We start from the raw sequence: 17,092 nt of genomic DNA on the forward strand, positions 1-17,092 counted from the left end.
AGCGCACCGTTGGGTGCCACCCAGGCGCCACTTGCCAAGTGGCGCACCATTGACACCCAACCCCGCGCCACTTCAAGGCAGAACCCGGCCGGAACATGAAAAAGGGCCCGTCCCCCGCCGTGACGGCGTGGAACGGGCCCCAACAGGGATGTGGAGATGGGGAGAATTGAACTCCCGTCCGATGTTGTTTCATCAGGGCTTCTCCGGGTGCAGTTTGCGTCGGTTTTTCTCGGCCCCAGCTATCTCGCAAACAAGTAGCTGCCAGGCCCAGTTGCATAAGAGTCCCCTAAGTTCCTGCAACAAGAACTTAGAGCAGTGGCCCTCTAAATGACGCCAGGATCCGGGACGAGAGCATTCCCGGGCTGACGGACTGTCTTACTGCTTAGGCAGCAAGAGCGAAGTCAGTGCGATTTGAGTCAGCACTTATTGTTTTACAGAGATCGTTTACGAGATAACCCTGTATCCTCGACCCGCTTCACCTGTCTCGACAAACACCGTCGAAACCGATCATCCCCTATTGTGTTTTCAAACCCACGCCGTGGTGGCCGTGGACTACCCATCATAGCGCATGTGCCCGGGCAAATATTCCCTAGCCGGAAACCATGCCCCGGGCCGCCTTGGCCTCCAGCACCAGCAGCGCGGCCGCGTCAATCTTCCGGGCAAACGCGGGGTCGGCCCGCGCCGCGGCCACCATGCCCTCATACATGGCCGGTGCCACGGACTGGTCGGTGCACAGCACCACGGTGCCGCCGGCGCTGATGAAGTCCACGCCGCGCTGCGCCGCCGGCACGCCGGCCACCTGCCGGGCGTCGCAGATGTCGTCGCTGACAATGATGCCCGTGAAGCCGAGGTCCCCGCGCACCATGCTCTGGATGATCACGTGCGAAAACGGGCCCAGGTCCTGCGTGTCAATGTTCGGGTAGTAGGCATTGGAAATCATCAGCCACGGCACGCCGGCGTCCACGGCGTCGCGGAACGGCCCCACATAGGGATCGTGGCGGACGGTGACGCTGTCCGTGACGCCGGCACTCACGTCCGTGTTCCCAGTGACCCGCCCCAGCCCCGGAAAGTGCTTCACGACGGGCGCCACGCCGGCAGCCAGCATGCCGCGGGCGAAGGCCAGCCCGTGGCTGGAGACGGCGGCGGGCGTGTATCCGTATTCCCGGCCAAAGGCGCCGATGGGTGCGTTCCGGGGGGCAAAGCCTGCGCCGGGCACGGTGTCAAGGACGGGGGCCAGGTTGACATTGACGCCGGCCGCCGCCAGCTGCCGTCCCCACCGCTGCGCGGCCTCCTGCAGCTGCGCCGGAGGCAACTGACCCTGCACAATGGCCTGCGGGATGGCGTTAAAGCCGGGCCCCTGCATGATCTGTACGAACCCGCCCTCCTGGTCGGTTGCCACAAACGGGCGCACGCCGGCTTCGAGGGCCCGCCCGGCAGCCTCGGAGACCACGGCGGCCGTCGCGTCCACGCCGGCGGTGCTGCGTCCCTTCATGAACACATTGCCCACATGCAGCTGCTCGAGCACGTAGGTGGACTGCGCGTCGGCCCCGGTCACGGGCGAGGACACCATGAACGCCTGCCCCACGCGCTGGCCGAGCGTCATGCCCGCCAGCTTTTGCTGCGCCAGGTCCTTCGCCGGGGCGTTCGACGGCGGTGCCTGCGTTGCGCTGGCGGGCGGCGGTGTCGCGCGTGCCGTGGACGGAGCGGCTGGGGACGGAGCGGCCGGGGAGGGCGGGGCCGGGGCCGTTGGGGAAGGCCGCGCCGCCGTCGGTGAGGCGGGCCCGGCGGAGGCGGCAGGCGTCGTGCGTGGCGGGGAGGAGAAAGTCAGGACCAGGAGGGCCACCACGGCCAGCACGGCGGCGGACACGCCGATCCCCCACCAGTGGCGAGCCCGCAATGCCATGGCGTCAGTCCCTCAGGTGCAGGTGCGCGGCGTTCAGTTCATCCATTTGTTCGTCCGTGAGCTCATCCAGGATTTTGCGTTCGCCCTTGTCCGACTTGGAGAAGCGGACGAAGAGCAGGATCATGACGGGCAGGTCCATGATCTCGGCAATGAACCACAGGAAGTCCCCGCCCAGCTGCTGGTCCCGCAGCGCATTCGGGAACCAGCCGGGCACCGGGCCGGACAGGGCCCCCGCGCCGTCAAAGATGGAGGGCACCAGGCGCATGATGAGCCCGGGTGCGGCGTCCGCCAGCAGCTCGATGAAGGCAAACACGAACTGCAGCATGATCAGGGCCGTGCTGACCCGGGTCTTCTCCTCGACCATGGGCAGCACCATGAGCAGCCCCAGCAGGGGGATGGCGAGCGTGAGCAGGCCTTCCAGCGTCGGGCTCAGGCGGGAGATGCCGGCCAGCGGTGTGAGCATCATGGACAGGACGATGAGTCCCGCCACGGGTGCCACGGCGCTGTTGGCGAAAAGATTCATGGGCCGCCGGGCAGTTGCGGCCAGGAAGGAACGCAGGCGGCCCGGGCGTATCGTGCGCCGCGCCAGGCCCACGGGCAGGCCCAGGGCCAGGCCGGCCGGGACTACAAAGAGCATCATGGCAATGCGCACGGAGAAGGCCCACCGCAGCTCGGGCGAATACGTGCCCAGGAAGCCGAAGTTGAGGAAGGCGTAGAGCCCCAGGCCCAGCACGTAGAAACATGCGGCGCGCCATGCCGGCCAGCGGACCCCGGACGCGGCCGACCGCACCAGGCCCCAGGCGTAAAGGCCCCCCGCGGCAGCGATCAGGGCCAGGGCCCACGGGTCCAGGCTCCACGTGCCAAGAAAGACGTCCCAGGGTGGCATGGGCTAGCCGCGGTTCTTCTCGCGCATGACCCGCAGCGCCTCGCGGTTGTCCTGCTTTTCCCGCAGCGCCTGACGCTTGTCGTAGTCCTTCTTGCCGCGGGCAATGGCAATCTCCACCTTGGCCCGGCTGTCCAGGAAGTACAACTGCAGCGGCACAATGGTGAAGCCGGACTCGCGGGTCTTGTGCGCAATCTTTTCCAGCTCCTCGCGGTGCAGCAGGAGCTTGCGGCGGCGGCGGGCCGTGTGGTTGGTCCAGCTGCCGTTGAGGTACTCGGGAATGTAGACGGCCTCGAGCCAGAGCTCGTCGTTGTAGAAGGTGGCAAATCCGTCCACAAGGGAAGCGCGGCCCTCGCGCAGCGACTTCACCTCGGTCCCCATCAGGACCAGCCCGGCCTCGTAGGTGTCCATGATGTGGTAGTCGTGCCGGGCCTTGCGATTGGTGGCCACCACTTTCAGGCCACTTTCCTTAGGCACTGTACGACTCCTTCACGGGTGGTTGCACCGCGGGACGGTGAAAGCTTGTCTTCGCGCACCGCCTGTGCGGTGCGGACTAAAGTCTAGCAACTCCGGCGCCGCAAAACCTTGACGGTGCGCGGAGTTGCACTCCCACGGTGCGCCACCCCTCGGAAGCGGCACACCGTGAAGGGCTCACGGTGCGCCGGAACCGGAGCGCCAAGGCGCCGGACTAGAGCAGCGTCATGGGATCGACGGCCACGCCGTTGAGCCAGGTTTCAAAGTGGGCGTGGCAGCCGGTGGAGTTGCCGGTGCCGCCGGAGATGGCGATCAACTGGCCGCGGCTGACGCGCTGGCCGGCCGAGACCTTCACCGAGGTGTTGTGGTAATACGCCGTCAGCAGTGCGTTCCCCTGGATGACCCCGTGGGAGATCTTCACCCCGTTGCCGCCGCCGTAGACGTCCCAGCCGGCAAAGACCACGGTGCCGGCCGCCGCCGCATACACGGGCGTGCCGCAGGGGGCTCCGAAGTCGATCCCCGTGTGGACGTAGCCGCCGGTGCCGTAAAAGTCGATGGTCCCGGGCGGGGTCTGGCGCCAGCCGAAGCCGGAGGTGATTGGGACGTAGCTGGCAAAGGGGTGCTGGAGGCCAAAGGCCGACGGGTTGCCGGGCGCCGGCGCCACATAGGGCGGGGACACAAAGTTGTTGTTGCCGGCAGCCTTCGCCGCGGCGGCTTGTGCCCGGGCGATGCGTTCCGCCTCGGCCTTGGCGGCGGCCGCTGCCGCCTCGCGTTCCTTGCGCTGGCGTTCGGCGATCTGGGCGGCCACGGTGTCCTGCTGCTGCTTCACCGCCGCCACCTTGGCCTGGATTTGCGGCTTTTGCCTTTCCAGCCTGGCATTGATGGCCGCGGAGTCGCTGATCAGCTGGTCCACCTTGGCCTTCTTGGCGGCCGCCTGGTCGCGGGCGGACTGCTCGGCCACGAGGGCCGCGTCCGCCTGCACTTTGAGGTCCTTGATCTCGGCCTCGACGGCGGCGAGGCGGGCCTGCGCGTTTTGGTTGGTGGCCTTTTGACTGGTCAGCTGCGCCAGGGCGGCATTTTGGCTGCGCATGGCCTGCTCGGCAAGGTCGATCGAGTTGGCCAGGTCGCCGGAGGACCCCACGCCGAGGATCAGTGCCAGGTTGGCGGGTATGCCGCCGGCCTTGTAGGACTGTGCGGCAATCTGGCCGATCATGCTCTTGGCTTCCGCCTGCTTCTTGGAGTCCAGGGCAATCTGGGCGGTGATCCTGTCCTTGCTGGCCTGTGCCAGTTCGATGCGCGCGGCGAGGGAGCTGACCAGCCCGGTGGCCGCGCCCACCCGGTTTTGGGCGTCGGCGAGGGCGGCCTGGGCCCCGGGCAGCTGGCCCTGGTACATGACCAGGTCGGAGGCGGACTTGGCCAGCCCGGCGTCAACAAACTCGAGGGCGGAGGCGGCGTCGGCGGCCTGCTGCTTCAGTGCGGCGGCCTGGTCGTCGAGATTGTCGGCGTGGGCTGCGGGCACCAGCCCCAGCATCCCGGCCATGAGGGCGGAGGCAAGGGCGGCGCCGAGGCGGCGTGAAAGCGCATGGGACACCGTCCGGCGTCGTACTGGCGCGCCGGGTTTCCCCGCCGCGCGTCCCCCGGTTGACATCGATTCCATGCTCAAACTGCTCCTTGCGTTGCGGCGCCTGGCGGGTGTGGCGGGGAGGGGCAGTGATGGGACCCATCCCCCTGAATCATACTTTGAGGTTTTTTCGCAGTGACACGGCCGAGGCCATGCCCGCGAGCACCACGCCCAGCAGGATCAGGACAGGGTAGATCACCAGGGCCTGCGTGGTGGAAATGAGGGGGGTGCCACTGCTGCCGCTGGCCAGGTAGCGGCCGAGGAAGAATTCCACGATCGCCCACACGGCCCCGGAGGCCAGCAGCGCCCCGATGGTGGCGGCAATGACCCCCTCAAGCACAAACGGCAGCTGGATCACCGTCTTCGAGGCACCCACCAGCCGCATGATGTCGATCTCCTTGGCGCGCGACTGTGCGGACAGCCGGATGGTGGTGGCGATCAGCAGGGCGGCGCAGACAATCATCAGCACGGCGACGCCCACGGCCACAATTGTGGCAATGTTCATCCACGAAAACAGCGACTCGAGCACCTTGCGCTGGTCCACCACCGAATCCACCCCCGGCGTGGCGGAGAACGACTCGTTGATGATCTGGTACTTCTCGGGGTCCGTCAGCTTGATGCGGAAGGATGACGGCAGGTTGCCGGCCTCCACCGAATCCACCATGGGCGAGTTGGCGAACTGCTCCTTGAAGTGGGTCAGCGCCTCGGCCTGGCTTTCAAACGTCCATTTCTCCACGTACGGCTTGACCGCGGGCGAGTCCAGCATGGCCTGGATGGTCTTTTTCTGCTGGTCCGTGACCGGCCCGGAGGCGCAGTTGGCGTTGCTGGGGACGTCGTTGCACAGGTAGATGGTGACCTGCACCTTGTCATACCAGAATCCCTTGAGCTGGCCGATCTGCAGCTGCAGGACGCCGGCGGCCCCAACAAACGTCAGGGAAACAAAGGTCACCAGGATGACGGAGATGACCATGGTCAGGTTGCGGCGCAGGCCGCTGCCCAGCTCGCTCATAATGAACGCAAGTCTCATGGCTGCTCCCCGTTCCGTGCGAATTCCTCAACGGTGCCGCCCGGATACACGCGGCCCCGGTTGCGTTCGAGCCGTGGCGGCATTGATTCCTCCCCGGCGGTGCCGCCGGCTGCCGCGGCACTCACGGCGCGCTGGCGGCGGGTCTGGGGTGCGCCGTCGTCCATGGAAGGCACGACGGCGGACGGGTCGCCCGCGGCTGTTGGCGCGCCTTGGGAGGCAGCGGAGGCGCCCACCGTCGCGGCCGCGGGGACAATCGGCATCATCGAGGTGTATTGGGCGCGGGCCTCGTCGCGGACCACCCGGCCCAGGCGCAGTTCGATGACGCGCTTGCGCATGGAGTTGACGATGTCGTCGTCGTGGGTGGCCATGACCACGGTGGTGCCGTTTTGGTTGATCCTGTCCAGGATCTCCATGATGCCCGCACTCGTGGTGGGGTCCAGGTTTCCGGTGGGCTCGTCGGCCAGCAGGATGCCGGGCTGGTTCACGATGGCGCGGGCAATGGCCACGCGCTGCTGCTCGCCGCCGGACAGTTCCGTGGGCAGGCGCCGTTCCTTGCCTTCCAGGCCCACGAGTTCCAGCACGCGGGGGACCTCGGTGCGGATGGCGGCGCGCGACTTGCCGATCACCTGCATGGCGTAGGCGACGTTGGCGAACACGGTCTTGGTGTTGATGAGGCGGAAGTCCTGGAACACAATCCCGATTCCCCGGCGGAACTTCGGCACGCGCCAGCTGGGGACGTTGGCCACGTTTTGGCCGGCCACGTACACCTGTCCGTGTTCGGTCTTGTATTCGCGCAGGACCAGGCGCAGGAACGTGGACTTTCCGGAGCCGGAGGAACCGACGAGGAACACGAACTCGCCGCGGTTGACCTCCAGCGAGACGTCATCGAGCGCCGGCTTGCTTTTTCGGTCGTAAGCTATGCTCACATTTTCAAAACGAATCATGACTTTTCATTGCCCTTCCAGCGAACGGTACTGGCATGCCGGTGCCTGGGCCTAGGTTTGGGGAGGAAACCACCAGCGTATCGACTATAGGCGTCATTCCGCGGCTTTTTGCGCTCCCGCCCGGTGTGTCGGGCCTTGGTGTTTGCCGTGTAGGCCGCAGCCGGGCGTGCCCGTCCTACAGCTTTTCGGCGTTGCGGTTGTCAGCGCGCCAGCGGATCCCGGCGTCGATGAAGTCGTCGATTTCCCCGTCCAGCACGGCGGAGGTGTTGCCGACCTCGTACTCCGTGCGCAGGTCCTTCACCATCTGGTAGGGATTGAGGACGTAGGAGCGCATCTGGTCGCCCCAGGACGCCTTGACGTCCCCGGCCATGGCCTTCTTGGTGGCGTCCTCCTCCGCCTTTTTCAGCAGCAGGAGGCGGGACTGGAGGACGCGCATGGCCGCGGCACGGTTTTGGATCTGGGACTTTTCGTTCTGCATGGACACCACGGTGCCGGTGGGCAGGTGGGTCAGGCGGACGGCGGAGTCGGTGGTGTTGACGGATTGCCCGCCGGGGCCCGAGGAGCGGAACACGTCCACGCGGATCTCGTTGTCGGGGACCTCGATGCTGTCCGTCTGCTCGATGAGCGGGATGACCTCGACCGCGGCAAAGGAGGTCTGGCGCCGGCCCTGGTTGTCGAACGGGCTGATGCGGACCAGGCGGTGGGTGCCGGCCTCGACGCTGAGCGTGCCGAAGGCGTAGGGCGCCTTGACCTCGAAGGTGGCTGACTTCAGGCCGGCCTCCTCGGCGTAGGAGGTGTCCAGGACTGCCGTGGGGTAGCCGTGGCGTTCGGCCCAGCGCAGGTACATGCGCAGCAGCATTTCGGCGAAGTCGGCCGCGTCGACTCCCCCGGCGCCGGAGCGGATGGTCACCACGGCCTCGCGCTCGTCGTACTCGCCGGCCAGCAAGGTGACGATTTCCAGGTCCTTGAGCGACTTCTGCAGGGCGGGGAGTTCCTTGGCCGCCTCGGCGAGGGTGTCGGCGTCGCCCTCGTCCTGGGCGAGTTCCACCAGCACTTCAAGATCGTCGATGCGGGATTCAAGGGTGCGCAGCTTTTCCAGCTTGGACTGGGCATGGCTGAGCCGGGAGGTCACCTTCTGGGCCGCCGCGGGGTCGTCCCAAAGGTTGGGCGAACCGGCCTGGTCCGACAGGTCCTCGATGTCCTCCAGGAGCCTGTCCACCTCGGACACCTGTTCAATGGAGACGTAGGTGGCGCGCAACGCCTTGATTTCTGCGGAATAGTCGATCTCAGCCATGATATTCAAGCCTACGGCATGCCCGGGGCTGGTCCGCCGGGGCGCGGCGCGGGTGTGGGCCGGCCGGCCTTAACTGGACCAGCCGTCACAGGACCAGGTGTGCTCGGGCCGTGCCGGTCACGGTCAGCACGATTCCGTCCGGGATCAGGAAGTTGATGAACATTGGGTGCACCACGCCGCTCAGCCGCACCTCCGCCGTGCGCCCGTCCGGCGTCCCCGTCCCGGCGGCGAGCTGCACGCCGGACAGGGACCGTGGCACCTCGGCGCCGGAAAGGTACTCGCGGGCGGCGGCGTTGATGCCGCTGCCGGTCAGCAGCGTGCCGGGGTCCGTGTCCGCGGAGCCGCCGCTGAGGGTGAAGGTGTCCGCTGCGGCGAGCGCGGCGCCGTCGGCCAGGGACAGCAGCTTCTTGTGCCCAAGATAGAGGCTGGAGCCGGCCGCCACCACGGTGGCGAGGAGCAGGGCGATCAGCACATAGCCGATCATGAGCACCATGACGTGCCCTTCCTGCCGCGAACTGGCTGGGCAACGGCGGTGCGGGCGGAGGCCGGTGGGGCGGTACGGGCGGAGCCCGGCGGGGCGGTGTTGCCGAGCGCGGCCGGGGCTCACTTGAAGCGGCCCACCTTTTGCGCCGCCGACGCTTCCACCTCGGCGGCGGACAGCCTGGTCCCTGGCAGTCCGCCGACCAGGGGCAGGTCCACGCGCAGGGTCACGCGGGCCCGCACCATGGTGCCGGGGGTGAGGCAGCCGCCGTCGCAGGTGATGGTGAGCCGGGCGTCGGCGGGGTCAAAGCCCATGTCGGCGACGGCCAGGGAGACGGCCGCCTCCGCCGCCTGCCGGCCGGCGCCGTCGTCCGACTGGAGGACGAAGACCTTGGCGGCCTGGTCAGCGGCCCCGACAACCGCATAGGCCCCGCCCTGCAGCGCCCCGACGGTCAGGATCAGGTAGGCCACCGGGACCATCAGCAGCACGGCCAGGAAGACGAATTCGACAATGGCGCTGCCCTGCTGGGAATCCGGGGGTGGTTCGGCGGCGGGCAGACTCCCCCCGGCCGGCCCACCGCAGGCCGGCTTACGGGTCGATGACGGCATGACCGCTCATTTCCAGGGTCTGCCCGGGTCCCCACAGTCCCAGCAGCGGCAGCGGGGCCTTGACGGAGACGGTCAGGACGGGGATCCCGTTGGAGGAGGACACCGTGGCGGCCACGTCCTGGGCAAAGCCGCTACCCAGCGCGGAGCCGATGAGGAGCCGGGCGCGCTCCTCCGCGTCCGGGGCCGTTCGGTCCGCGAGCGCCCCGTAGCGGGCCGCGGAGGACGCGGCATCGGCCACGGTGTTGCGCACGTGCAGCACCACTGCCAGCTGAATCAGGGCCAGGAACATGACGGTCACGACGGTGGAGACCAGCACGAAGTCGACCACCGCCGCGCCGCGTTCGGCCACGCGGGAGCGCGGCCCGGGGGTCAGGGATGGACCTGGTCCATGGCCTCGTTGAACATCTTCGCCAGCGCGGGCCCGGCGATGGCGAGGAGTCCTGCCACGAGGACGGCCGACATCAAGGTGATGAGCACCCAGCCGGGCACGTCCCCACGGGACCTTCCGGTGGCGGGCCGGAGCCGGAACCGTCCCGGCCCGGCGAGCCAGCCCGTCAGCCACGGGGCCAGGCGCCGGGCCAGATGCTGTTTCGCGGCCAGCAGGAAGGCCAGTGCGCGTTCCGCCAGCGGATGGTGGTTTTCCATGGTGTTTCCCCTTTTTGCCGTGCGTGCCATGGCTGTGTCCGTCATGGCTTTGCGTGTCTGTGCCGCGCCTGCGTTGGCCCGCCGTTCGGGGCGGGTGCGCTGAAGTCAGGGTGGAAGGCATCAGAAGCCAAACTGCAGCAGGGCCAGGCCGGGGAACACGGCGAAGACCACCGTGAGCGGCAACACCCCGAAGACGAGCGGCACCATCATGGCAATTTCCTTCCGCCCGGCAGCCTCCATCAGCTCCCGCTTGGCCACGTCCCTCACGTCCTGCGCCTGGGCCCGCAGCACGTCAGACAGGGGCGTTCCGCGGTTGACGGCAACACTGATGCCGTCCACAAAACGGGCCAGCGCCGGTATGCCCAGCCGTTCGGAAAATTCCTCCAGCGCCTCCACCAGCGGTGTGCCGGCACGCGTTTGGGCCACGATCTTGGAAAATTCGCCCGAGAGTTCCCCGCGGGACTGCCGGGCCACCCGGTCCAGGGCGCTGCCTGCGCTCTCGCCCGCACCGACAGCCAGGGCCATGAGTTCAGCGAGGGCCGGAAATTCGGCGAGAATGAGGGCCTGGCGGCGCTTGATGCGGATCCCGAGCAGGTAGTCGCAGCCAAGGTAGCCGCCCAGCATGAGGAACCCCGTCAGGGCAAGCCCACCCATGGCGTTGGCCCGGCCCTGCCACATCAGCGACAGCGAGGCGGCCAGCCCGGCCACCATGCCCGCACCGGTCCACAGCAGCTGGACGGCGCGGAATTCCAGCGGCGTCTCGCTCCGACCGGCGCGTTCCAGACGTGCGGACAGACCCTTGACGCTGACATTGAACCGGCCCAGCCGGGCGACGGCGTCGGAGACCAGCAGGCGGAAGATCCGCCCCAGCGGGCCGAACAGGGCGCCCGGCTCCTCCCGGTCCAGCAGCCCCGAGCGGCTGGCCACGCTGCGCAGCTGCGGTTCCACGCGCTCGGCAAAGGTGGGGCGGCGCATGATCGGAAGCCGGATAAAAACCAGCCACAGTCCGAGCCCCAGGGCCAGTCCGGCCGCGGCAGCCGCCCCTGCCTGCCCGTTCACTGCAGCACCCGGCGCTCACTGGGCAGGGCCCCGATGCGCAACATGAGCCGGTAGCACACCACGGAGACCAGCAGTCCTCCGCCCAGCACAATCCACCCGGCCGCGGAGTTGTAGGCCTCAATGGCCTCGGGCCGGGTGGCCATGAGCATCAGCACGATCCAGGGCGCCGCAACCGCCAGCCGGGCGGCGTTGACCGTCCAGGACTGCCTGGCCTCGAGTTCGCTGCGCGTCCGCGCGTGGTCGCGCAGGAACTCCGAAAGGGTGCCCAGAAGCCGGCCGAGGTCGGTGCCGCCCACGTCGCGGGTCAGCCGCAGGGCCTCGATGATGCGGTCGGCGACAGGATCGGACAGCCGGTCCTTGAGTTTCTCCAGGGCACCTTCAAAGTGCCCGGTGGAGCGGTAGTCGGCCCCAAAGCTGACAAACTCGCCGCGCAATTCCTCGGGACCCTTGACGCCCAGCTGGATCAGGGCTTCCGGCAGGGACAGGCCGGCACGGATGGCGGATCTCAAATGGTCCACGACGTCAGGCCAGAGCTCGCGCAGGACGGAGGAACGGCGTCGTGCCCGCCACCGCAGTACGGCAATCGGGACGTACCCCGCGAACAGGCCCAGGCACATGGCGACGGGCGCCGCGCCCGTCAGGACGAGCACCAGCAGCGCGGCCAGCACGGCAAAGCCCAGGGTGCTGGCGAGCAGCGACGCCGGGGTCACCTGGGCAATCCCCGCCTGGTGGAGCAGCTCGCCCAGCCGGCTCCGGCGGGCCGGCCGCACAGGATGCTCCGGCATGCTCCAGCACGCCGTCCACACCAGGAACAGTCCCAGCCCGGCCATCAGCCCCACCAGGGCGGACATCAGGAATCCCCCATGAGGGCCGCCACGCTGAAACCGGCGGCGGCGAACTTTTCCGGCGACGGCATGGCGGAGGCGGAGGGTGTGAGCCGGCCATCCAGGGTGTCGAAGACCATCCCGGATTCAATGATCCCGTTCTCCACGCGGCGCCCCAGCGACAGGATCTGGCCCACCCGGCGTCTCCCGTCCGGCAGGCGGACACAATGGACCACCAGGTCGATGCAGGCCGCCACCGTGGGCACCACGAACGCGGCGGAGATGTTTTCCCCGGCCAGGAGGGGAAGCGTGCAAATCTTGACGACGGCGTCAGAGGTAGTGCAACCATGACGTGTACTACCGTTTGTTGGTTCTAGTACATCTTCACCTAGCCGCACCGTCAACACGAGGCAACCCTAGGTCATTTGGAATGCCTCTTATCCAGCAGGGACTGACGAGTCCAGGCCCCGCGGAAGGACTCAGATGAGGCGAACGAATCACCTATCTCGAGCGGCCGCAGACTTGTTCAGTCTGCACGGCAACCCGAGGGAATCGGCAGCCGGAACTGGGCCACCCAGCAGGTGTCCATCACCGACGCCACCTTCCGCTCCGACGTCCTCTGGGCCTCCTCGATCACCGCCACCGACCAACACCAGGTCCAGATGACCGTACCGGGCCAGGACGGCGGCTGCCAGATCGCAACCTGGACGATCACAGCCGTCGGTGCCGTCACCAACGTCCAGGCCAGCACGGTCAGCTACCCCGGCTGCGACGCCACGGCCAACCCCGTGACCTGCAGCGGAACGCCCTCCCCCGCCTCGGTGCAGACCTTCATGGGCGACGCCGCGCCGGACAGCACCTTCACCTACGCCAACGCCGCCGGCCGGCCCCTGACGCTCACCGCGGGCGCCACCACCCTCGGCGGCTCCGACACCCCTCCGTCGGGCATCACCGCCAAGCAGTGGGCCTCGCCGGGGCTGGGAGCCGTGGCCCTCAATACAGGCCAGGGAGCCACCAGCACCGCGGCCACCGGGTACCGCTTCGCCCAGACCGCTGACAACCTCAGCGTCGTCCCAGGCCCCGCGGACGCCCCCACGCATTTCGTCCCCGAAGGGGACCTCACCGCACTCCCCTGACCGGCAGGTGGATCACACCACATTCCTTGATTCCCCCACCCACCCCTGTCACGTCGGCTTTCATTGGGGCTGAACGGACCCCGCCGGACGGGCCTCGATACTGCGGTTCGTGAATTCCCACACGTTTACCAGATAGATTCCTCAAATAGAAGTTGGCTCGTCATATATGTTGGTAGACTGTGAATTTATCTCTCGCAGAAGCGCTGGGCTTCTGATCCACTGGGGCAGGGTTGAATCCTGCTGATGCCAGTTGGGGCCTTTTGGTCAACGGGGGTAAACGAAAGGTCTCAACCATGTTTCGATTTTCCACGCGCAAGACCGCAGCGGCACTGGCCGTCGCAACCCTGACCACCGGCGTCCTCTTTGTCGCTCCCTCGGCCTTCGCCGCCGACTCGGTAAGCCAGTCAGTGACGGGAGGCAGCCTTACCGCCACCGTCGCGGACTTGGGGCTGGCTCCCGTGGTCACCGCTCACACCGACCAGGTCGCCACCGGGACGATGACGTTGAGCGCGGATGACAGCACCGGCACCGGTGCCGGCTGGAACGTAACGGAACAGGTCAGCGACTTCATCTACTCCGGGCCAGCTGGCGGCACCAATATCCCGGCCACCGCGTTCTCCATCACCTCGGTCGGGGCCGTCACCTCCTCCGCCGGCCAGGCGATTGACGTGGCGGGCACTGATGCGGTGCCGACAGGCCCGCAGAGCGCCAACATCACCACGGGCGTCTCAGGTTCCTTGGCCACGGCAGTCAAGGTCATTACCGCCGGGGCCAACTACGGTTCGGGAACGTATTCGCAGCCGATCAATGTTGCCCTGACGATCCCGGCTGACAGCCGTGTCGGCACGTACACCGGGACACTGACGACCAGCATGACCGCAGCCCCGTAACACCGCTCCTGACACACGATTCGCTGCAGGGCAGGGACCCGGTTCGACCAAGGGCTCTGCCCTGCCGCCAGTTTGAGGGCGGGAGGATCGATGATCACCGGAACGTTCCGGCGCGTCGCGGCAGCCTTGCTGCTCGCCGCCATCGTGGCCGCAGCCGGCAAGGACGCAGCCACGGCATCGCTGAGCGCAAGCCTGCAGGACTTGATAATGCCTGCGAGCCCCTATTCGCATAAGGCCCAGACCGTCACGGGCCGGACGGTCTTGACCGTCACCGACACCTCCATTGCCGGCACGGGCGCCGGGTGGAACGTGACAGAACAGGCCTCGGACCTGGCCTACACCGGCCCCAACAACGGCGGTTCCATCCCCGCGTCCGCGTTGGCAATCCTTTCCGTCGAGGCCCCGGTCGCTTCCGCCGGCAGCCAGCCGGCCGATCCGGCAAACGGCCCAATGGTGCCGGCAGTTGCCCCGGTCGGATCCCTCGAGAGCGCGCGCAAGGTCCTGCAGGCAAACGCCGGCTACGGGGCCGGAACCTACACCCAGGGAATCACCCTGTCCCTGACCATTCCGCCCCAGAGCCGGGCCGGGACCTACACCTCCACCATTACCACCACGGTCACCTCCGGGCCCTGATCCCCTTCCCGGGATCATCACCTGGCACCGATGCTGCGAAAGAAGTTCTCCTTAATGCGCCTGCCGTTTCTGCGCGGACAGCCCCAGCGCCTTGCCCGGCTGCTGCTGGGCATGGTCGTGCTGATTTCCTGTCTCACCCTCGCCGCTGTCGGCGGCAACCTCACCAGCGCCGCAGCGGCCCAGGCCCAGCCCGTGAAGCTAAGCCTGAAGCCCCTGGGCCAGTCCGGCAGCTATTTCAGCCTGACCATGGATCCCGGCCAGCGGCGTCAACTGCAGGTGGAACTGGGCAACCACGGTGCCACCTCGATCGCTGCCCGAACGTACGCCGCCGATGCCTACTCCCTGATCAACGGCGGTTTCGGGGCCCGGGACCGGAACAGCCCCCCGACCGGGACGACCCGATGGCTCTCCTACGCCACACAAGTCCTGCGGCTTGGCCCCGGGCAGGGAATCACCCAAGCCTTCACCCTCGCTGTCCCCGCCGGCACGGCACCCGGAGACTACATCAGCAGCCTGGTCCTGGAAAACGACGTTCCGATTAAGGGTTCCGGATCCGTAGCGCTGAACCAGATCGTCCGCCAAGTCATCGCCGTGTCCATCCACGTTCCCGGGCCGCTCCATCCGGCGCTGGAACTCGGCACAGCAAGCCACGAATTCACGGCAAACCGTTCCGTGGTCGGCGTCCAAGTCAAGAACCCCGGCACCACCAACCTCAAACCCGCCGGCTCACTGACCATTCGGGACCACGGCGGTAAAGTCGTCAGCCGGGCGCCCGCCACCATGGACTCTGTCTACGCGCACACCGACACCCAGATCCAAACCACCCTCAACGGCAAACTTCAGCCCGGCAACTACACGCTCGCCGTCGCGCTCAGCGACTCAGCCACCCACGTCCACGCCGCCGAAACCGTGGCTTTTACCGTGGAAGCTCCCCGAGCCGTCACGTCCACGGGAGAACGCCAAGGCCAGCTGCCACAAATCCTCCAAGACTCCGGCTCAGGTCCCGCCCCGTACGTGATAGGCGCTGCGCTCCTCGCAGCGCTGGCCGCCGCCTTCTTCCTCCGGCGCAAATACAAGAGACGCCCCGGGCGGAAAACAGGCGTGCGCCGAAGCCAAGACAGAAGAAACGGCCGTCCCCGCTGAATGCCGAACCCACGCTTGGGACCATCCCAGTAACGGCTCGCAGCTCCACGCCACCGCCTGCCGGGACCGCATCCGACGACACCCACGCCCCGGCCACATCCAGCGGCCGGGGCGTTGTTGGTGAGCTCGGGGTGCTCAGCTTTCGTTGACGAACAGCTCCACGACGCCGATGTCCGAGAGGGTCTGCAGGAACGTCGTCTCGGTGAACGGGTCGATCCACAGGACGTTGCCGGCCGGTTTCGTCGCCGTGCCGTAGGGGGCGTATTCGGTGGCGATCAGCACCAGCGGGACGTCCTGGTTGGTCCACTCGGCGATTTCGTCGATCTTCTCGGACCGGTCGGTGAAGATGGCGGTCAGGACATCCTCGGACTGCGTGGACGGGTCGAAGGTGCCTTCCTCCGCGGCCTGGGCGGCCAGGACCTGCTGGAGGGTGTTGGCGATCTGGACCGAGGTGCCGTAGCGGGCATACAGGGCCTCCGTGTCGCCTTCCTCAGTCTCGGGCAGGTCCGCGTAGCCTTCGATGAGTTCGGCGGTCAGTTCAGTGCGTGTGTCGGCCAGGACGGAACGGTCCTCCCAGGCCAGGGCGAACGGGAACGAGGTGCCGTCTTCACGGACGGGCAGGGTCTGCGGCAGTGCGCCGTCGATGGTGATGGTTGCCATGGTGATGATTCTCCTTGATAAACGTTTCGGGTCGGGCTTCTGGGGGCTCTATGCCGCAGCGAGAAGGGCGGGTGTCAGTTTCAGGACGTCATCGAGTGCGTCGGCCAGGTCGTCGATGGTTCCGTCGTTGCTGATCGTGTGGGCAATGTACTTGCGGTCGATGCCGGCTTCGGAGATGTGACCGTTGACGGCGACGATCCCGGGGCGGGTGATTTCGACGACCGTGCCGCCGTTGGCGATGATCCAGGCGGCTTCCTCGTTGAACCGGACGTCGGTGATCACGACGGCCGCGGGGCGGTCCTGGGCGACGCGGCGGGCCAGCAATTGCACCCAGATGTTCTGGCCGAAGTTGTTGCGGCAGATTTCGGTGGCGTAGGTCTGCAGGTGCCGGCGGACCTCGGTGCCATGGATGCGGTGGTACTTCGCCAACTCCCAGTTCCCGCCCACTGAATCCAACAGCATCGCCATGGAGATGTCCCCATCCAGGAACGGGTCCAGGATCAAAATATCCTCGCGCAGCTCGTCGATGCTCCGGTTGATATGGCCAAAGACGCCGTGCACAAGCTTGTCCCGGTAGACGGAGAGGGTCCGCTTGATTTCGGGCCCGTAGACCCGGTGGCTCTCCGCCTTGGTCCAGTCTTGGTCCAGTCGGTCAAGGAGCATGCTCAGCGTGATCGTGCCGTTGACGCGGACGTCCAAAAGGTAGGCGTGTTCCTTTACCGGGTCGGCGCAGCCGTATCTGGTGAAGCCGTGGTGGTCGATGAGGTGCGCGCCGGCGGTGTCTTTGCCGGTATGTGCCACTCCGTGAATCCCTGTGATCTGCATGTTGTTCCCTTCAATGCTGCTTTGTGGTCACTGTCCCTATGC

The 17,092-nt window shown here is 67.2% G+C and carries 18 protein-coding genes, 1 other RNA gene and 2 pseudogenes; 4 read left to right on the forward strand and 17 right to left on the reverse strand.

What is annotated here, in order from left to right:
- Positions 1-148 precede the first annotated feature (148 nt).
- From ssrA to G6034_RS19560, 15 genes and pseudogenes are all read right to left on the reverse strand, one after another.
- Positions 149-515, reverse strand: a transfer-messenger RNA (tmRNA) gene (gene ssrA / locus G6034_RS14265).
- 74 nt (positions 516-589) lie between these two features.
- The gene (locus G6034_RS14270; RefSeq protein ID WP_176635778.1) at positions 590-1,903 is read right to left on the reverse strand and encodes a glycoside hydrolase family 3 protein; all 1,314 of its coding nucleotides are present in this window, start codon (positions 1,901-1,903) and stop codon (positions 590-592) included.
- A 4-nt stretch (positions 1,904-1,907) separates the two neighbouring features.
- Entirely contained in the window at positions 1,908-2,789 is an 882-nt protein-coding gene (locus tag G6034_RS14275; RefSeq protein WP_176635779.1) for a cytochrome c oxidase assembly protein, read from the reverse strand.
- A gap of 3 nt (positions 2,790-2,792) precedes the next feature.
- A complete protein-coding gene (smpB, locus tag G6034_RS14280) occupies positions 2,793-3,263 on the reverse strand; it encodes an SsrA-binding protein SmpB (RefSeq protein WP_176635780.1) in 471 nt (156 codons plus the stop codon).
- Positions 3,264-3,474: 211 nt separating this feature from the next.
- A complete protein-coding gene (locus tag G6034_RS14285) occupies positions 3,475-4,908 on the reverse strand; it encodes a M23 family metallopeptidase (RefSeq protein ID WP_176635839.1) in 1,434 nt (477 codons plus the stop codon).
- Between the two features lie 85 nt (positions 4,909-4,993).
- Positions 4,994-5,908, reverse strand: coding sequence for a permease-like cell division protein FtsX (ftsX, locus tag G6034_RS14290; protein WP_176635781.1), 915 nt, complete (start codon positions 5,906-5,908; stop codon positions 4,994-4,996).
- Between the two features lie 248 nt (positions 5,909-6,156).
- Positions 6,157-6,852: pseudogene (ftsE, locus tag G6034_RS14295) on the reverse strand (cell division ATP-binding protein FtsE); the annotation flags it as partial.
- Between the two features lie 175 nt (positions 6,853-7,027).
- Entirely contained in the window at positions 7,028-8,146 is a 1,119-nt protein-coding gene (gene prfB / locus G6034_RS14300; RefSeq protein ID WP_176635783.1) for a peptide chain release factor 2, read from the reverse strand.
- An 85-nt stretch (positions 8,147-8,231) separates the two neighbouring features.
- Positions 8,232-8,639 (reverse strand): pilus assembly protein TadG-related protein, encoded by a 408-nt coding sequence (locus tag G6034_RS14305; protein ID WP_176635784.1) that lies wholly within the window; start codon positions 8,637-8,639, stop codon positions 8,232-8,234.
- Positions 8,640-8,749: 110 nt separating this feature from the next.
- Positions 8,750-9,235 (reverse strand): hypothetical protein, encoded by a 486-nt coding sequence (locus G6034_RS14310; protein WP_246295966.1) that lies wholly within the window; start codon positions 9,233-9,235, stop codon positions 8,750-8,752.
- Positions 9,216-9,584, reverse strand: a complete 369-nt coding sequence (locus G6034_RS14315; protein WP_176635785.1) for a TadE/TadG family type IV pilus assembly protein — start codon at positions 9,582-9,584, stop codon at positions 9,216-9,218. The genes G6034_RS14310 and G6034_RS14315 overlap by 20 nt, the downstream gene beginning before the upstream one ends.
- Before the next feature lie 20 nt (positions 9,585-9,604).
- Positions 9,605-9,880, reverse strand: coding sequence for a hypothetical protein (locus G6034_RS14320; RefSeq protein ID WP_246295968.1), 276 nt, complete (start codon positions 9,878-9,880; stop codon positions 9,605-9,607).
- Positions 9,881-10,000: 120 nt separating this feature from the next.
- A complete protein-coding gene (locus tag G6034_RS14325; RefSeq protein ID WP_343038076.1) occupies positions 10,001-10,939 on the reverse strand; it encodes a type II secretion system F family protein in 939 nt (312 codons plus the stop codon).
- A complete protein-coding gene (locus G6034_RS14330) occupies positions 10,936-11,790 on the reverse strand; it encodes a type II secretion system F family protein (protein ID WP_176635786.1) in 855 nt (284 codons plus the stop codon). Before G6034_RS14330 ends, G6034_RS14325 begins: the two co-directional genes overlap by 4 nt.
- Positions 11,790-12,119: pseudogene (locus tag G6034_RS19560) on the reverse strand (CpaF family protein); the annotation flags it as partial. The gene G6034_RS14330 and the pseudogene G6034_RS19560, both read right to left, overlap by 1 nt.
- A gap of 225 nt (positions 12,120-12,344) precedes the next feature.
- Between G6034_RS19560 and G6034_RS14340 the strand changes: the two are divergent.
- The 4 genes from G6034_RS14340 (at position 12,345) to G6034_RS14355 (ending at position 15,565) form a co-directional block, all read left to right on the forward strand.
- Positions 12,345-12,899 (forward strand): hypothetical protein, encoded by a 555-nt coding sequence (locus tag G6034_RS14340; RefSeq protein ID WP_176635788.1) that lies wholly within the window; start codon positions 12,345-12,347, stop codon positions 12,897-12,899.
- 293 nt (positions 12,900-13,192) lie between these two features.
- A complete protein-coding gene (locus G6034_RS14345; protein ID WP_176635789.1) occupies positions 13,193-13,789 on the forward strand; it encodes a WxL domain-containing protein in 597 nt (198 codons plus the stop codon).
- Between the two features lie 90 nt (positions 13,790-13,879).
- Entirely contained in the window at positions 13,880-14,422 is a 543-nt protein-coding gene (locus tag G6034_RS14350; RefSeq protein WP_176635790.1) for a WxL domain-containing protein, read from the forward strand.
- A gap of 54 nt (positions 14,423-14,476) precedes the next feature.
- Positions 14,477-15,565 carry a DUF916 domain-containing protein gene (locus G6034_RS14355; RefSeq protein ID WP_176635791.1) on the forward strand — a complete coding sequence of 363 codons (1,089 nt, stop codon included), beginning with the start codon at positions 14,477-14,479 and terminating at the stop codon, positions 15,563-15,565.
- Positions 15,566-15,700: 135 nt separating this feature from the next.
- Here the strand turns inward: G6034_RS14355 and G6034_RS14360 are convergent, their stop codons facing one another.
- Positions 15,701-16,225 (reverse strand): hypothetical protein, encoded by a 525-nt coding sequence (locus tag G6034_RS14360; RefSeq protein ID WP_176635792.1) that lies wholly within the window; start codon positions 16,223-16,225, stop codon positions 15,701-15,703.
- 48 nt (positions 16,226-16,273) lie between these two features.
- A complete protein-coding gene (locus G6034_RS14365; protein WP_343038077.1) occupies positions 16,274-17,026 on the reverse strand; it encodes a deoxynucleotide monophosphate kinase family protein in 753 nt (250 codons plus the stop codon).
- Positions 17,027-17,092: the final 66 nt, after the last annotated feature.

It is taken from the genome of Arthrobacter wenxiniae, from assembly GCF_013376105.1.
Taxonomy (GTDB): domain Bacteria; phylum Actinomycetota; class Actinomycetes; order Actinomycetales; family Micrococcaceae; genus Specibacter; species Specibacter wenxiniae.

What these genes read in the sequence shown, in the direction of transcription:
- G6034_RS14360 (WP_176635792.1), bottom strand. Translation starts at nt 16,225, where the DNA reads ATGGCAACCATCACCATCGACGGCGCACTGCCGCAGACCCTGCCCGTC.
- ftsX (WP_176635781.1), bottom strand. Translation starts at nt 5,908, where the DNA reads ATGAGACTTGCGTTCATTATGAGCGAGCTGGGCAGCGGCCTGCGCCGC.
- G6034_RS14275 (WP_176635779.1), bottom strand. Translation starts at nt 2,789, where the DNA reads ATGCCACCCTGGGACGTCTTTCTTGGCACGTGGAGCCTGGACCCGTGG.
- G6034_RS14345 (WP_176635789.1), top strand. Translation starts at nt 13,193, where the DNA reads ATGTTTCGATTTTCCACGCGCAAGACCGCAGCGGCACTGGCCGTCGCA.
- G6034_RS14350 (WP_176635790.1), top strand. Translation starts at nt 13,880, where the DNA reads ATGATCACCGGAACGTTCCGGCGCGTCGCGGCAGCCTTGCTGCTCGCC.
- G6034_RS14285 (WP_176635839.1), bottom strand. Translation starts at nt 4,908, where the DNA reads ATGTCAACCGGGGGACGCGCGGCGGGGAAACCCGGCGCGCCAGTACGA.
- G6034_RS14305 (WP_176635784.1), bottom strand. Translation starts at nt 8,639, where the DNA reads ATGGTGCTCATGATCGGCTATGTGCTGATCGCCCTGCTCCTCGCCACC.
- G6034_RS14320 (WP_246295968.1), bottom strand. Translation starts at nt 9,880, where the DNA reads ATGGAAAACCACCATCCGCTGGCGGAACGCGCACTGGCCTTCCTGCTG.
- G6034_RS14330 (WP_176635786.1), bottom strand. Translation starts at nt 11,790, where the DNA reads ATGTCCGCCCTGGTGGGGCTGATGGCCGGGCTGGGACTGTTCCTGGTG.
- G6034_RS14355 (WP_176635791.1), top strand. Translation starts at nt 14,477, where the DNA reads ATGCGCCTGCCGTTTCTGCGCGGACAGCCCCAGCGCCTTGCCCGGCTG.
- G6034_RS14310 (WP_246295966.1), bottom strand. Translation starts at nt 9,235, where the DNA reads ATGCCGTCATCGACCCGTAAGCCGGCCTGCGGTGGGCCGGCCGGGGGG.
- G6034_RS14270 (WP_176635778.1), bottom strand. Translation starts at nt 1,903, where the DNA reads ATGGCATTGCGGGCTCGCCACTGGTGGGGGATCGGCGTGTCCGCCGCC.
- prfB (WP_176635783.1), bottom strand. Translation starts at nt 8,146, where the DNA reads ATGGCTGAGATCGACTATTCCGCAGAAATCAAGGCGTTGCGCGCCACC.